Source organism: Pseudomonas sp. 25 R 14 (genome assembly GCF_900004755.1).
GTDB classification, from domain to species: Bacteria; Pseudomonadota; Gammaproteobacteria; order Pseudomonadales; family Pseudomonadaceae; genus Aquipseudomonas; species Aquipseudomonas brenneri.
The window spans coordinates 150,381-164,095 of the sequence record NZ_CVTS01000024.1; the positions used below are offsets into that span (position 1 = coordinate 150,381).

Annotated in this window: 13 protein-coding genes; all 13 read right to left on the reverse strand. The window is 50.7% G+C overall.

Translation table 11 applies throughout. The annotated features are described in order from the left end of the window. Positions 1–5 precede the first annotated feature (5 nt). The 13 genes from BFQ03_RS28850 to rpsA all read right to left on the reverse strand — a co-directional run bounded on the left by BFQ03_RS28850 (position 6) and on the right by rpsA (position 13,694). Positions 6–962 carry a glycosyltransferase family 2 protein gene (locus tag BFQ03_RS28850; RefSeq protein WP_083204797.1) on the reverse strand — a complete coding sequence of 319 codons (957 nt, stop codon included), beginning with the start codon at positions 960–962 and terminating at the stop codon, positions 6–8. Between the two features lie 58 nt (positions 963–1,020). Continuing rightward, on the reverse strand, positions 1,021–2,343 hold the full coding sequence (locus tag BFQ03_RS05080) for an oligosaccharide flippase family protein (RefSeq protein ID WP_065942616.1): 1,323 nt from the start codon (positions 2,341–2,343) through the stop codon (positions 1,021–1,023). After that, entirely contained in the window at positions 2,343–3,362 is a 1,020-nt protein-coding gene (locus tag BFQ03_RS05085; RefSeq protein ID WP_065942617.1) for an NAD-dependent epimerase/dehydratase family protein, read from the reverse strand. The genes BFQ03_RS05080 and BFQ03_RS05085 overlap by 1 nt, the downstream gene beginning before the upstream one ends. Then, positions 3,359–4,243, reverse strand: coding sequence for an NAD-dependent epimerase/dehydratase family protein (locus BFQ03_RS05090; RefSeq protein WP_065942618.1), 885 nt, complete (start codon positions 4,241–4,243; stop codon positions 3,359–3,361). Before BFQ03_RS05090 ends, BFQ03_RS05085 begins: the two co-directional genes overlap by 4 nt. A 2-nt stretch (positions 4,244–4,245) precedes the next feature. Beyond that, positions 4,246–5,559, reverse strand: a complete 1,314-nt coding sequence (gene rfbH, locus BFQ03_RS05095; RefSeq protein WP_065942619.1) for a lipopolysaccharide biosynthesis protein RfbH — start codon at positions 5,557–5,559, stop codon at positions 4,246–4,248. A 26-nt stretch (positions 5,560–5,585) separates the two neighbouring features. Beyond that, a complete protein-coding gene (rfbG, locus tag BFQ03_RS05100) occupies positions 5,586–6,671 on the reverse strand; it encodes a CDP-glucose 4,6-dehydratase (RefSeq protein WP_065942620.1) in 1,086 nt (361 codons plus the stop codon). A gap of 2 nt (positions 6,672–6,673) precedes the next feature. Beyond that, entirely contained in the window at positions 6,674–7,447 is a 774-nt protein-coding gene (rfbF, locus tag BFQ03_RS05105; RefSeq protein ID WP_065942621.1) for a glucose-1-phosphate cytidylyltransferase, read from the reverse strand. A gap of 13 nt (positions 7,448–7,460) precedes the next feature. Next, positions 7,461–8,504, reverse strand: a complete 1,044-nt coding sequence (locus tag BFQ03_RS05110) for an FAD-binding oxidoreductase (protein WP_223232708.1) — start codon at positions 8,502–8,504, stop codon at positions 7,461–7,463. Positions 8,505–8,587: 83 nt separating this feature from the next. Beyond that, positions 8,588–9,112, reverse strand: coding sequence for a transcription/translation regulatory transformer protein RfaH (rfaH, locus tag BFQ03_RS05115; RefSeq protein ID WP_065942623.1), 525 nt, complete (start codon positions 9,110–9,112; stop codon positions 8,588–8,590). A 281-nt stretch (positions 9,113–9,393) separates the two neighbouring features. Beyond that, entirely contained in the window at positions 9,394–10,746 is a 1,353-nt protein-coding gene (locus BFQ03_RS05120; protein ID WP_065942624.1) for a Wzz/FepE/Etk N-terminal domain-containing protein, read from the reverse strand. A 367-nt stretch (positions 10,747–11,113) separates the two neighbouring features. Beyond that, positions 11,114–11,347 carry a lipopolysaccharide assembly protein LapA domain-containing protein gene (locus BFQ03_RS05125; protein WP_065942625.1) on the reverse strand — a complete coding sequence of 78 codons (234 nt, stop codon included), beginning with the start codon at positions 11,345–11,347 and terminating at the stop codon, positions 11,114–11,116. 25 nt (positions 11,348–11,372) lie between these two features. Beyond that, the gene (ihfB, locus tag BFQ03_RS05130) at positions 11,373–11,669 is read right to left on the reverse strand and encodes an integration host factor subunit beta (protein WP_008437689.1); all 297 of its coding nucleotides are present in this window, start codon (positions 11,667–11,669) and stop codon (positions 11,373–11,375) included. A 330-nt stretch (positions 11,670–11,999) separates the two neighbouring features. After that, on the reverse strand, positions 12,000–13,694 hold the full coding sequence (gene rpsA / locus BFQ03_RS05135; protein WP_029298694.1) for a 30S ribosomal protein S1: 1,695 nt from the start codon (positions 13,692–13,694) through the stop codon (positions 12,000–12,002). Positions 13,695–13,715 lie beyond the last annotated feature (21 nt).

The following is a 13,715-nucleotide window of genomic DNA, read 5'->3' on the forward strand; positions in this document are numbered from 1 at the left end:
TTTACTCAAGCAGCCCAAACAGGCATATACCTTCTGACAATCTTGCTAATCACTAATTGCATTAAATGGAAATATGAAAACGATGTAGTCTTATTATTTATATAAAAATTAGATATTTCCACCACACCATACTCCTTAGAGTCAGGATAGCGAAGGAGGTGCAAATGCAAACCAGCATTGAGTTTGTATATCAAGTCCGGCCTGAAAAACTCCACAAAGTGAGCACGCGCCAAATTGTAGTGCAGTGGTAATTTGCAATTTTTTGAGGCGATACTAATAGACCCCTCATGCGCTCGAAAAAAAGATAAAACCTCAGAAATAAAAGCAAATTTTGGATATTTATTTGATACCAATAGAAATAACAAAAGATCATTACCGATAGCGTGCATTGAAAAATCACTATCTACAGAATTTGGAATTTGCAACAATAGATTTTCCCGTAGATCCTGAAGCCGAAATAACGCACAACCAGGTGACACAGGATACCCGGCGCCATTCATATCTCCCTCTATAAAGCGTTCAGTGTCGTATACGCCGCTCGCCCCGATCGAGTGGTGCAATTTACCATGAAGGGGATCCGAACTAAAAACTCGGGTTGCTGTAAAGACAAAACCCACATCCTGATCTTTGAGCAGGGGTATAGTCTGCTCTAGGAAGTCAGGCGCAATAAGATCATCAGACCATAAAATTTTACCATACGTGCCTTTCGCCTCCTTCAGGCATCTCAACCAGTTTCGAACAGGTCCCAGGTTAGTATCATTGCGGAAAACTTTTAACCTGCTATCAGTTTTTGCCAAATCAGAAATCAACTCCCAGGTGCCATCAATACTGTAGTTATCGACCACCACAACTTCAATATGCTCATAAGTTTGAGATAGGGCAGAGTTTAGCGTCTCGATAATTATATCTTTTCGATTATATACCGGAACCAAAACGCTTACTAAATTCTCGACGCTTTTCATTGAAAACCCTTAAAATTATTTTAATACCGACCCAAATCGGAACATAAGCACCGAAAACTCAAGCAAGGTCCGCCTCTTTTCGCAAGAGCCTGAATACCTGTAGAGGAAGGAGCACAGCGGAAAAAAGCAAGCTCAACGTCGCGGCCAAAACAACACCGCCAACCCCCATTCCGAAAAACTTAACCAACAGTAGTGCCAAGGGTATATTCGTAACCATCGCTGCTACCGCGGTATACAACTGAACACGAACAGCCCCCGCGCCATTAAGCATGACTGCAAAAATATTATTCCACGTCGTTATAGCAACAAAAAGTGCAACAAGAGCCACCAATGAAATAGACACTGAAAAGTCTCGACCGATCCAGACACTGATAATGAATGGTGCCAGAAAGGCAAGAACTAATAAGCCGACAATGACAACACCATACAACTTCAACTGCGTACGCAACATCCGTACAACCCATACAGTGTCCTTACGATGGTAAGCATCAGTATAGGCGGACCACAAGGGTGAAGAAATCAGCATATGAAGAAATGTAACAATGCTGAATAGTTTGAAAACGACCTCGTACTCAGCTACATGTTCCGGACCAAACAATTGCGTAATCAAAATCTTATCAGTCGTAAATACAACCAGAACAGCTAACTGGATGATAAAAAATTGAATACCAGTTGACAGCAGCGGCGCCACATGATCCCGGCGCAACATAAAGATCGGTGTCAAATACTTATACTTGCGATAAAACCATAAACTTAAAAGAATATTCCCCCCCAACAAGGCAATACCATACATCCAAGACAGCTGACTGATACTGCCTTCACAAAATAAGCTTAATAGATAAACCACCACCAACGCGAACACATTAGTGAATAACTGACCTAACGACACAAGCGCACTCTTTTGTAACGCTCCCAGCAGCGCTGTGATCAAACCTACCCAAAAGTTAATCAACATAAAGGTAATAGCGACCTGAACAGCGTATCTGAGCTCCTCTTCAGCGACCAGCGTTGTATTGAAAACATCCTGCCACGAAACAAAATATGATAAAAATGCAAATGACAACCATAGACCAACAGCGATAAATGCAATTAAGCTATATGCTGAAGAAATATAATTCCGAGCTTCATCCGGAAGATCCTTAGCTAAAGACTCTGCAACTTTATTGCGAAGTCCGTTACCGACACCCAGGTCAAAAAAAACGACCCAAGACATAATAGTCAGTAATGTTGACCAAATACCAAACTGGGCAACCCCTAAATATGAAATCATAAGAGGGATTGCCAGAAACGATGCAGAGACTGCAATACCTTTATATAAGACAGACCCTTTGATCTGTCTCAGATAATTATGGGTTCGCTCAACAGTCACATTCTCGGTCATTACTGCTGACTCACCCAACCCACCATGCGCGCCACGCCATCTCTCGCGGAAACCTCCGGTTTCCAACCTAACAGATTGTAAGCCTTGTCAATGTCGGCCACAAATACACGCTGATCGCTTTCTCGAACAGGGAGTTTAGTATAGATCAACTCAATATCGTTGATTTCATTCAGCATGGCAAACAATTCAAGCAGAGACAGGCTATTAGCAACCCCACCACCTACGTTAAATGCTTGCCCCCTTGCCACCTCGATATTATTCACCGCGCTCATATATAAGGTTTTCATGTCATCTGCATGCAATACGTCACGGACTTGCTTGCCAGTACCAGAGATAGTAAACGGAATATCGGCGTTCCCACTCTTTGCCTCATTCGCTTTTTGGCAAAACCAGCCCACCCAGCCTTGATCATAAGTAGCAAACTGACGACCGCCATACATGGACGAATGACGAAATACCACAGTTTTCAAACCAAAAATACGCGCATAATCCAGCATATATTGGTCAGCGGCACCTTTGGAGCAACCATACGGAGAGTGAAAATCAAGTTGCGTGGCCTCATCAAAACCCTTAGGTTTTTCTATACATTCATACCGCGACGCTGTTTCACGATACGCAAATTGCTCAAGATCGCCATATACTTTGTTGGTCGACGAATACACAACCGTCGCATCGGGGACATGTAGTCTTACCGCCTCAAGAAGATTATGCGTTCCCATCACATTGACCTCAAAATCCATTCGCGGATTGGCAATAGAGGTGGTCATTGCGACTTGGCCTGCCAAGTGGAAAATCACATCAGGCTTATATGATTGAACGACTCGAGTGATATCGTTTTGATTTCGAATATCGCCGTGCTCGAACCTGAATCCTCCCTGGCTTTGCAGCCAGCCAAGGTTCTCGCGAGAACCGCTGCGGTACAAACTGTCAAAAATAACAACTTCGTCTCCGCGCTGGATGGCGTCGGACGCCAAGTTACTGCCAAGAAATCCACAACCGCCAGTAATGAGCAACTTCATCGAATAATATCCTTGTCTATCGTTTTTTGTATCCCCTCTTCTAGAGAGGTACGTGGCTCCCAACCGAGAGCACGAAGGCGACTGGTGTCTGCCTGAAAGAGCATTGCTTCATTAACGCGATACGGCACAACACCGAAATTCAACTGCGTGCGAGATGAAGTCATCGCATGCGCCAGTTCCACGAAATGGCGCACCGGCCAGGCATCACCGGACCCGACTTCAATTTCCTCGGAGTCGGCGATGCTTGAGATGCAAGAAAGAATTGCGTCGTAAGCACTGACGACATCATCAATAAACACAAAATCCCGTTTTTGAACCCCGGATGTCAGATTCAGGGCGTCGACGTTCGTCAGACACGAACCGATCACGTAAGTTGTGAATTTGCTGTTGTCGTCACCAGGACCATACATGTGCTGCAGCGCGACATTGACGAACTTGACCATCGAGCCGCTTTGCCCAGCCTGAAGCGCGCCGAAGGCACTGAAACTCTGTTTCGACATGGCATAACTGCTGACGGCAGGATCAAGTATGGTTCCCGTATTCACAAAAGCAACACCCTTGCCCAGTTGCTTGGCTGCCTCCAGTAGCAGGAGCCCAAAACGTACATTCGCATCAAATATATCGACAATGGTCTCTCCCGCACGCCCATAGGCACATGCGGTATGCACAATATAATCTGGCGCAACCGTAGCAACCGCCGAGGAAACATCTTCGTCACTGACGCAAGTGTATAACTGGATTTCCGTGAGTAGATCTTCGATCCTGATGAACGACGAGGTCGGGCGAACCAAGGCCGAGACCTGATACCCAGCCCGGACCCAATGTCGAGCAAGTGCGCTACCTAAAAACCCGGTAGCGCCCGTCAGCAGTATATTTTTCATACTTAGAAGTTAATACCAAAAAACTCTTCAAGCTTCTCGCCGATAAAATCGAACTGCGCCTGGCCCAAGCCTGGATAAATCCCCAGCCAGAATGTCTGGTTCATCGTACGATCCGTGTTGGTCAGCTCACCCACTACACGGTATTCGATGCCCTGGAAGTACGGCTGACGGGTCAAGTTCCCTGCGAACAGCAGACGTGAGCCGATGTTGTTCTGATCCAGGAACTTCAGCAGGTCAACGCGCTGGACACCCGAGCTTTCTTTCAGAGTCACCGGGAAACCAAACCACGAAGGATCACTGTTTGGAGTAGGTTCGGCAATTTCCAGGAAGTCGGACAAGCTGCTCAGACGCTCTTTGAGCAACACGTAGTTGCGCTTGCGCGTGTCAATGAACTCTTGCGCACGGTCCAGTTGGGCCAAACCGCAGGCTGCTTGCATATCAGTGATTTTAAGGTTGTAGCCCAAATGGGCGTATACGTATTTATGGTCGTAGCCCTGTGGCAGGCTGCCGAACTGCTGGCCGAAGCGGTCGCCACAGGTGTTGTCGCAACCTGGTGCGCAGTAGCAATCGCGACCCCAGTCGCGGAAGGACTCAGCGATCACTTTCAGCTGTGGACTGTTGGTGAAGACTGCACCGCCCTCGCCCATGGTGATGTGGTGAGCCGGATAGAAGCTCAAGGTGCAGATGTCACCGAAGGTACCTACCAGTTTACCGTCGTAGGTAGCGCCCAACGCGTCGCAGCAGTCTTCGATCAGCCACAGGTTGTACTTGTCGCAGATGGCTTTGACTGCACCCAGGTTGAATGGGTTGCCCAAGGTGTGGGCAAGCATGATGGCCTTGGTCTTGGGCGTAATGGCCGCTTCAATCAAGTTGGTATCAATGTTGTGAGTGACCATATCGACATCGACGAACACCGGGATCGCCCCGAACTGCACGATTGGGTTTACCGTAGTCGGGAAGCCGGCGGCAACGCCGATCACTTCGTCACCTTTCTTGATCGCACGATCCCCCAACTTCGGGGAGGTCAGCGTACTGAAGGCAACCAGGTTGGCCGAAGAACCAGAGTTGACCGACAGGGCATATTTGACGCCCAGGAACTCAGCCAGTTTCTGTTCGAACTGTGCATTGAAACGCCCAGTGGTCAGCCAACCATCCAGAGAGGCCTCAACCATTAATTGCAGCTCACGAGCCCCAATAACCTTGCCGGAAGGCGGAATAACGCTTTCGCCAGCAACAAAAGGTTTGGGCGCCAGGGCGGCTTGAGCGTACTGCTCAACGAGTTTACTGATTTCCTGGCGAAGCATATCGGGTGTCATGGCGTTTCCTGCTTGAAGAATTTGGGTTACTTGCCGCATGAAGACATGGCGGCCATATAGGCGTCGATTTCCTGCAGACACAGGGAGTGAACATCATCCCCGGCCAGCCAGGCTCTGTGCCAATTAACGATGTAGGCCAATGTTGTCTCCAGGGACCACGTCGGCGACCAGTGCAAGTGAGCACGGGCCTTTGATACATCAAGTTTCAGATAGCGTGCTTCATGAGGCTGAGGGTTTTGATCCAGGGCCCAACTGGCGCCCTCCCCCCACGTCTGGACCATATGGTCCAGGATCCAGTCGACTGGCCGAGCATCTTCATCTTTCGGACCGAAGTTCCAGCCCTGAGCCACTGCCTGACCACGCTCCCACAGATTTTCAGCCAGGACCAGATAACCACTGAGTGGCTCCAGCACATGCTGCCATGGTCGTGTCGCCTGGGGATTGCGAATAACTACCGGCTGCTGCTTTTCAAAGGCGGCAAGTATATCTGGAATCAACCGATCTTCGGCCCAATCGCCGCCGCCGATTACATTCCCGGCGCGCGCAGACGCAAGTGCAGTGGGCTGCCCACTGCCGAAGAAAGAGTTGCGATAGGCCGAAGTTACAAGTTCGACGCAGCCTTTGCTGTTGCTATAAGGGTCATGCCCCCCCATAGGTTCGTCTTCTCTATAACCCCACTCCCACTCACGATTCTCGTAGCATTTGTCTGTCGTGACATTGACGATTGCGCGCAGGCCGGGACATTGGCGCGCTGCCTCAAGTACATGCACGGTCCCCATCACGTTGGTGGCATAGGTTTCGACCGGCTGCTTGTAAGACAGTCGTACCAGCGGTTGCGCCGCCATATGAATCAGGATATCGGGACCAAAACTGACCATGCTCTGAGTCACGGCCTGCAGGTCGCGGATATCACCGATCTGCGATTGCATACCACCCTCGACTCGCGCCTCATCGAAAAGCGCCGGAGTGGTAGGCGGAGCCAGTGCATAACCCTTGACCTCGGCCCCCATGCTTTGCAGCCACAGGGAAAGCCAACTTCCCTTGAAACCGGTATGGCCCGTCAAGAATACCTTTTTGCCTTTCCAGAAGGCCGGAGTGACAGAGGCTTTCATTTTCACTCCCAGCTTTTCCACGGAGCCTTGCCCGATGTCCAAAGCTCTTCAAGCAAATGTTTATCTCGCAGGGTATCCATCGGCTGCCAGAAGCCTTGATGCTCGTACGCCATCAGTTGATTATCGGCTGCGAGGGTCATCAAGGGCTCCTGCTCCCATACACTACTGTCGTCGCCGATGTAGTCGAGAACCTGAGGTTTAAGGACAAAGAAGCCGCCGTTGATCATGGCGCCGTCACCCTTAGGCTTTTCCTTGAAGTTGAGAACCTGCCCTTGGCGAATGTCCAGGGCGCCGAAACGACCTGGTGGATAGGTCGCCGTCAACGTAGCGGCCTTGCCATGCTTTTTGTGAAAATCGATCGTTGCGCTGATATCGATGTCACCAACACCATCACCGTAGGTGAAGCAAAAAGACTCTTCATTTTTTACATATTCAGCGACGCGACGCAGTCGACCACCGGTCATCGACTCATCGCCAGTGTCGACCAGCGTCACATTCCAAGCTTCTGCACGCTTGTCGTGAACTTCCATGGTGTTGTCACGCATGTTAAAAGTGACATCTGACATATGAAGGAAGTAGTTAGCGAAGTACTCTTTAATGACATAGCCTTTGTAGCCACAGCAAATAATGAAGTCATTAATACCGTGCGCAGAATACATTTTCATGATGTGCCACAAGATCGGCTTCCCACCAATTTCCACCATTGGCTTGGGCCGGGTACTGGTTTCTTCGCTCAACCTTGTGCCTAGCCCGCCAGCCAAAATCACAGCTTTCATCGTTTATCCTTAATTAATTCGAGCTTACAAAAGCGTCGGAGTAGAAATTCTTGTGTGGTAGGCCAAGGGCCAGGAGTTTCTCTTTGGCGCTATGAATCATGCTCTCGGAGCCACAAGCATAAACAACTGCGTCTGCAAGTTCGACAGCATCATTCTCGACAATATCCTGCACATAACCGATCCGCCCACTCCAGCCGTCGCCTGGACGCGACAGCACCGGGATAAATGTGGCCGGAAGTGAGCCCAGCTCCGGCTGCCAATAGAGATCAGCCTCACGACGCCCCCCCCAGTAGATGCGTATGCTTTTGCCCACTACCTGCGCCGGATCCGCAATCAATTGCTCAAGAATGGCCTTCACCGGTGCAATACCCGTCCCAGTAGCCAGGAATACCAGGTTGGTTGGCGATGTGTTGCGAAGTGCAAACGTACCTTGAGGCCCTTCCAGACGAAGCAAGTCATTCGTAGCGATTTCTTCAAACCAGTACTGGCTCATCACACCATCGGCGACTTGCCGGATCTGCAACTCCAGCTTTCCGTCCGAACGAGGAGCGTTGGCCACGGAGTAGCTTCTTCTCACACCATTTTTGCCGATGACATCAACGTACTGACCGGGAAGGTACCTGAGCGGATTGTTCGGCGGTAGCCTGAGAACGACCTCTACCACATCACCTGCGAGCCGCCTGACCCCGTCGACTCGACAAGGCAGTGTCTTGCTCTGGATGTCCGCGAACAGGCTGAGATCTTCAATATCCAGTCGCACATCGGCAACGGCGGTCCTGCAGCATGTCAGGATAAAGCCGGCTGCCAGCTCTTCCGGGGTCAGCACGGACTCATCATGATGAATGACCTGGGTCTCCCCGACAGCGTGGGACCGACAGACGCCGCAGCGTCCCGAGCGGCAGCTGTACTCCAGCACTACACCATGCTTTTTCGCACTGTCCAGGAGCGTTACGCCCGGCTCACAAATAAATGTCTTTTCATTAGACAGGGTTACAGTTGACATGGTGATTGCAGTTCGTTCTTGAAAAGTTTGGTTAAAAGACAGAAAAGAGTACATGAACCAGACACGCTACCGCCCCAAGGTTTATCGTCATAGCCTTGAGGACGCACAGCCTACGATGTCAACATCCCTCTTCGACCTCAGTATGAAGCGACGCTTTTGAGTGGCAGCGTCAGTTCCTGTGCACGATTAAGTAGCTTTATAAGCAGCACAACACGCTCATCACCGGTTGCGGCCTTGAAAATGGCCTCGACATCAGCAAAACCGCCATCCAGGATCCGAACCTTGTCGCCTGCCTGAAAGGCTATCGACAACACACCATCGCGGCTTTGGAACTGGCTCACGAGCCGGTCATTGACTGCAAGCGGCTTTCCACCGAACTTCACCACATGGCTCACGCCGCGAGTAGAACGCAAGGGAGACCAGCCTGCATCATCCGTTATTTGTATGAACAGATAACCAGGAAACAGAGACTCAGATAGAACCTGGCGGCGACCACGTACGATCTTTTCCCGATCGCACATGGGGCGACAGCACATATAGCCCTGGCGGGTGAGATGCTCCTCGGCACGCCCATCCTGCCGCGGCTTACATTGCACCAGGTACCAGACAGACGTACGGAAGACACCGTAGACAGCCAAACCGCCACCGAGTTTCAGCCTCATGTATTAATCACCGAAAAATCCTCTATGTCTCGACCAGCCTCCGCCGCCTATTGATATCCAAAGCGGCCGTACACATTCAGCCCTGAGCATGCACGGCACTGCGCGCCTACCTGGCACAGTCATGTGCTACCGGCTGATTATACGGCCATTGGAGATTTTCAGTAACCTTTGACCTCTTTACGCCCCCCGCCCGAGCTGAAATAAAACAACCCACTCAAAGTGGGTTGTTTTATATTCGCCCCCCCCCCGCAGCAGTAACTGCCCGCTTCACTCCACCACAGTCAGCTTTTTGAAATCTCGCGCCTAGCACCTTCAGACTCATTTAGTAAAGACGCATGCGCCAAACTCACCTGATGCATACCCTCATTGTCCGCTCGACGGAAAACATGGCGGGCCAAGGCAATAAACACCGCAAGGATAGCGCCCAGAAACAATCCGATCAGTACCACCAAAGGGCGATTTGGTTTGACGGGCGACAGCGGTTCAAGCGCCTGCTGGTCGATAGTCACGAGCTTCAATCGGCTCATATCAATATTCAAATTACTCAGACGAGTCATTTCGGCCCGTATTGGCTGCACACCGGCAAGGAAGATATCCTCATTTTTCCGACGGCTGAGCACTTCAATTTCACGATTGGTCGCTAACATCTGAAGCTCCTTTGCAATCTGCGCAATGCGACCTTCCGTGAAATCATCGGTTTTACGCTGCTGCAGAGCCGTCAGTTCAGCCTTGAGCGCCTCTACCCCCATAAAATAAAGCGGGATTTGCTGATTGTTGATCTCGGTGCGCATTACGCTCGAAGCACCGGAACGCATCGACTCGCCCAGGGAGGATGGTGTCGCTGGCTTTTGAATACCCAAAGACTTTGCGATTCCGATGGCTTCGTTTAACTGAGCCATCCGATCACCTCGATGGGTTTTCAGTTGGACGCGCAGTGCTTTCAACTCATCCTGCAATTGCGCACGCCGAGTCGCATCAGCTTCCTGTAAAGAAGCAATTTTTGCTTCTTTCTCAATATCGTAGTTCTTGCGTGCGGAGTCGTACCTTCCTTCAAGCTCATTCAGACGGTTTTTTACAATCACCTTTAAATCTGCGGCTATTTGTTCCTGCTCATTGGCAATTGCATAATCGACAAAGCCATTAAGGATCGAAACTCCATCAATCCCTTTGGGGTAGTTCATATCAAGCCTGATAAAGGCACTCAAGGAATCTTTCTTGCTTGCGTCCGGCAAAACCAACTTGATCGAATTTCGATTAAACTCCTCAAAGCTCTGCTCCAAGGTTCGGCCTGGTCGCTCAAACTCTTTGAACAGATTTTGATTGGCCCTGAAAAAAGCCAGGCGGGTATCGTACGACTCAAGGGATGCACCCACCTTGAGCAGCGCGTCCGGCGGAGGAAGCTGATAAACCTCAGAGCGATTCAACGCATCGAGTTCATTGAGCGCAGCTGGGCGCAGCACTGTGCTGACCCGATACTCGGGAGTCGCCAGAAAAGCATAGGCAGCAGCCAGCAAGCCGACACCAGCAGTCACAGCAGCAAGGAGCTTCTTCTGCCGCCAAACGATATTAAACAACGCGACGAGATCAATCTCGCCGGACGAGGGAACGGGGGGCGCGCGGAAGCTACTACTCACAACAAAAACCTGCCTTCAAGGAGAAACTGCGGGCTCGTTATGCAGACGATCTTGTGGTGATTTTATATTTATAAGGGTCGACCAAAAGCCCAGCGTCGCTGCCTAGCCTTGGACACACAAAATGACTGGTATCGAGAACAGGTTGCATTTTGCCATCTCGCCGTCACATTGCAAGACTTGACATGACTTTAAGGCAATTCTCAAACATCGAAGAAGTTGTAAGAATTAAGGCCTGAGAGCCCATTAAAGCCACTATTTCTTGAACACAGAGAAGTGCTTAACGCTTAACCGCCTAGGGAACCGACGCCAAAGGGAAGGCTCAACCCTACAATACAGTCGACAAACGGTCTAAGCCGTCAGTCCAACACTACAACACTGGCTTTAGGCGCTTCTTGCGGCGCACTAGCAACCCCAGGATCGGCCCCACCAGCATCCCAACAATCAACGCCAATGTCACAAACACCGAAACTGGCAGCTCTGGCGTAGACCATCCCAAAAACGCCAGGGCGACGCCTTGCTGGTTTTCCAGTACGAATGCCAGGATCACCAAGGTGACGACCAGCACAATCAGTACCAGGGCGACGCGCTTTACACCGCGCATAAACTTCTCCTATCCCCAAAAAAACTCAGACGCTTTCTTCTTCGTCTTCGTTCACTCGATCGCGCAATTCCTTGCCCGGTTTGAAGTGGGGCACAAATTTGCCGTCGAGGCTGACGGACTGGCCGGTTTTTGGGTTGCGGCCCACACGTGGCGCACGGTAGTGCAGCGAAAAACTGCCAAACCCACGAATCTCGATTCGATCGCCCGTGGCCAGGCACTGGGACATTTGCTCAAGCATGGTCTTGATGGCCAACTCCACATCCTTGGATGAGAGCAGCCCTTGATGGGTGACAATTCGTTCGATCAACTCCGACTTCGTCATATTTTTCCCTTCTTTTTCAAGCAGCTAGGAAAAGCGCTCCGAAGGTTTTAGCATGACCAGATGAATTTGAACAGCCTGTGGCTTGACTTATCTTGCGCAAATTATGGCAACCCCCACAAGACCAAGGACGAGAGCAGGCTCACCCCAGGAAAGCGCAGGAGACCCTTCCCCAGAAAAGCACTGGAAGTGTGCCTCAATAGCAAGATCGCCGCCTGCAAGCAGCCTCAGGACGATCGCGCTACACCTACCAACCTCCCGCCCCGTAAAACCCAAATCACAGACACAAAAAAGGGCGACCGAAGTCGCCCTTTTTCTATGGTCTGACAGAACTTAGTTCTGTTTTTCCATTTGTGCACGCAGCAGGTCGCCCAGAGTGGTCGGACCCGAAGCAATGTCAGAGGTAGCTGGCTTATCGCGCAGGCTCTGGATTGCTTCTTTCTCTTCGATCTCGTCTTTCGACTTGATGGAGAGCTGGATTACACGGCTCTTGCGGTCAACGCTGATGATCTTGGCTTCTACTTCCTGGCCTTCTTTCAGAACGTTACGAGCGTCTTCAACGCGATCACGGCTGATTTCGGAGGCTTTCAGAGTCGCTTCGATATCGTCACCCAAAGTGATGATGGCGCCTTTAGCGTCAACTTCCTTCACGATGCCTTTAACGATTGCACCCTTGTCGTTCTCTTGAACGTACTCGGAGAACGGATCGCTTTCCAGTTGCTTGATACCCAGGGAGATGCGCTCGCGCTCTGGGTCAACCGACAGGATAACGGTGTCCAGCTCGTCGCCCTTCTTGAAACGACGAACAGCTTCTTCGCCAACTTCGTTCCAGGAGATGTCGGACAGGTGAACCAGGCCGTCGATGCCGCCGTCCAGACCAATGAAGATACCGAAATCGGTGATCGACTTGATGGTGCCGGAGATTTTATCGCCCTTGTTGAACTGGCCAGAGAAATCTTCCCATGGGTTAGATTTGCACTGCTTGATGCCCAGGGAGATACGACGACGCTCTTCGTCGATGTCCAGAACCATAACTTCCACTTCGTCGCCGACTTGTACGACTTTCGAAGGGTGGATGTTTTTGTTGGTCCAGTCCATTTCGGAAACGTGTACCAGGCCTTCCACGCCTTCTTCCAGCTCTGCGAAGCAGCCGTAGTCGGTCAGGTTGGTAACACGCGCGGTTACGCGAGTGCTTTCTGGGTAACGGGCTTTGATAGCAACCCATGGATCTTCACCCAGTTGCTTCAGGCCCAGGGAAACACGGTTGCGCTCGCGATCGTATTTCAGAACCTTGACATCGATCTCGTCGCCAACATTGACGATTTCGGAAGGATGCTTGATACGCTTCCAAGCCATGTCGGTAATGTGCAGCAGGCCATCGACGCCACCCAGATCGACGAATGCGCCGTAATCGGTGAGGTTCTTGACGATACCTTTGACTTGTTGGCCTTCCTGCAGGGATTCCAGCAGAGCTTCACGCTCGGCGGAGTTCTCTGCTTCCAGGACGCTGCGACGGGAAACGACAACGTTGTTGCGCTTCTGGTCGAGCTTGATGACCTTGAATTCGAGTTCTTTGCCTTCCAGGTGCGTGGTGTCGCGCACAGGACGAACGTCGACCAAAGAACCTGGCAGGAACGCACGGATGCCGTTAACGTCGACAGTGAAGCCGCCTTTAACCTTACCGTTGATAACGCCCTTGACCACTTCTTCAGCTGCGAAGGCTGCTTCGAGAACAATCCAGCATTCAGCGCGCTTGGCTTTTTCACGGGACAGCTTGGTTTCACCGAAACCGTCTTCAACCGAGTCCAGAGCAACGTGAACTTCGTCACCGACATTGATAGTCAGGTCGCCAGCGTCGTTGTAGAACTGCTCAAGCGGGATGAGTGCTTCAGACTTCAGACCAGCGTGAACGGTTACCCAGCGAGCTTGGTAATCGATATCAACGATAACACCGGTGATGATGGAGCCTGCCTGAAGGTTCAGGGTTTTTAGGCTTTCTTCAAAGAGTTCCGCAAAGCTTTCGCTCATTTTAATTCCTGTTGATAAGGG

Excerpts from the sequence above, each read along its gene's own strand:
- BFQ03_RS28850 (WP_083204797.1), bottom strand. The coding sequence starts at position 962 with ATGAAAAGCGTCGAGAATTTAGTAAGCGTTTTGGTTCCGGTATATAAT.
- BFQ03_RS05110 (WP_223232708.1), bottom strand. The coding sequence starts at position 8,504 with ATGTACTCTTTTCTGTCTTTTAACCAAACTTTTCAAGAACGAACTGCA.
- BFQ03_RS05085 (WP_065942617.1), bottom strand. The coding sequence starts at position 3,362 with ATGAAGTTGCTCATTACTGGCGGTTGTGGATTTCTTGGCAGTAACTTG.
- BFQ03_RS05125 (WP_065942625.1), bottom strand. The coding sequence starts at position 11,347 with ATGCGCGGTGTAAAGCGCGTCGCCCTGGTACTGATTGTGCTGGTCGTC.
- rfbF (WP_065942621.1), bottom strand. The coding sequence starts at position 7,447 with ATGAAAGCTGTGATTTTGGCTGGCGGGCTAGGCACAAGGTTGAGCGAA.
- rpsA (WP_029298694.1), bottom strand. The coding sequence starts at position 13,694 with ATGAGCGAAAGCTTTGCGGAACTCTTTGAAGAAAGCCTAAAAACCCTG.
- rfaH (WP_065942623.1), bottom strand. The coding sequence starts at position 9,112 with ATGAGGCTGAAACTCGGTGGCGGTTTGGCTGTCTACGGTGTCTTCCGT.
- BFQ03_RS05080 (WP_065942616.1), bottom strand. The coding sequence starts at position 2,343 with ATGACCGAGAATGTGACTGTTGAGCGAACCCATAATTATCTGAGACAG.
- ihfB (WP_008437689.1), bottom strand. The coding sequence starts at position 11,669 with ATGACGAAGTCGGAGTTGATCGAACGAATTGTCACCCATCAAGGGCTG.
- rfbH (WP_065942619.1), bottom strand. The coding sequence starts at position 5,559 with ATGACACCCGATATGCTTCGCCAGGAAATCAGTAAACTCGTTGAGCAG.
- BFQ03_RS05090 (WP_065942618.1), bottom strand. The coding sequence starts at position 4,243 with ATGAAAAATATACTGCTGACGGGCGCTACCGGGTTTTTAGGTAGCGCA.
- rfbG (WP_065942620.1), bottom strand. The coding sequence starts at position 6,671 with ATGAAAGCCTCTGTCACTCCGGCCTTCTGGAAAGGCAAAAAGGTATTC.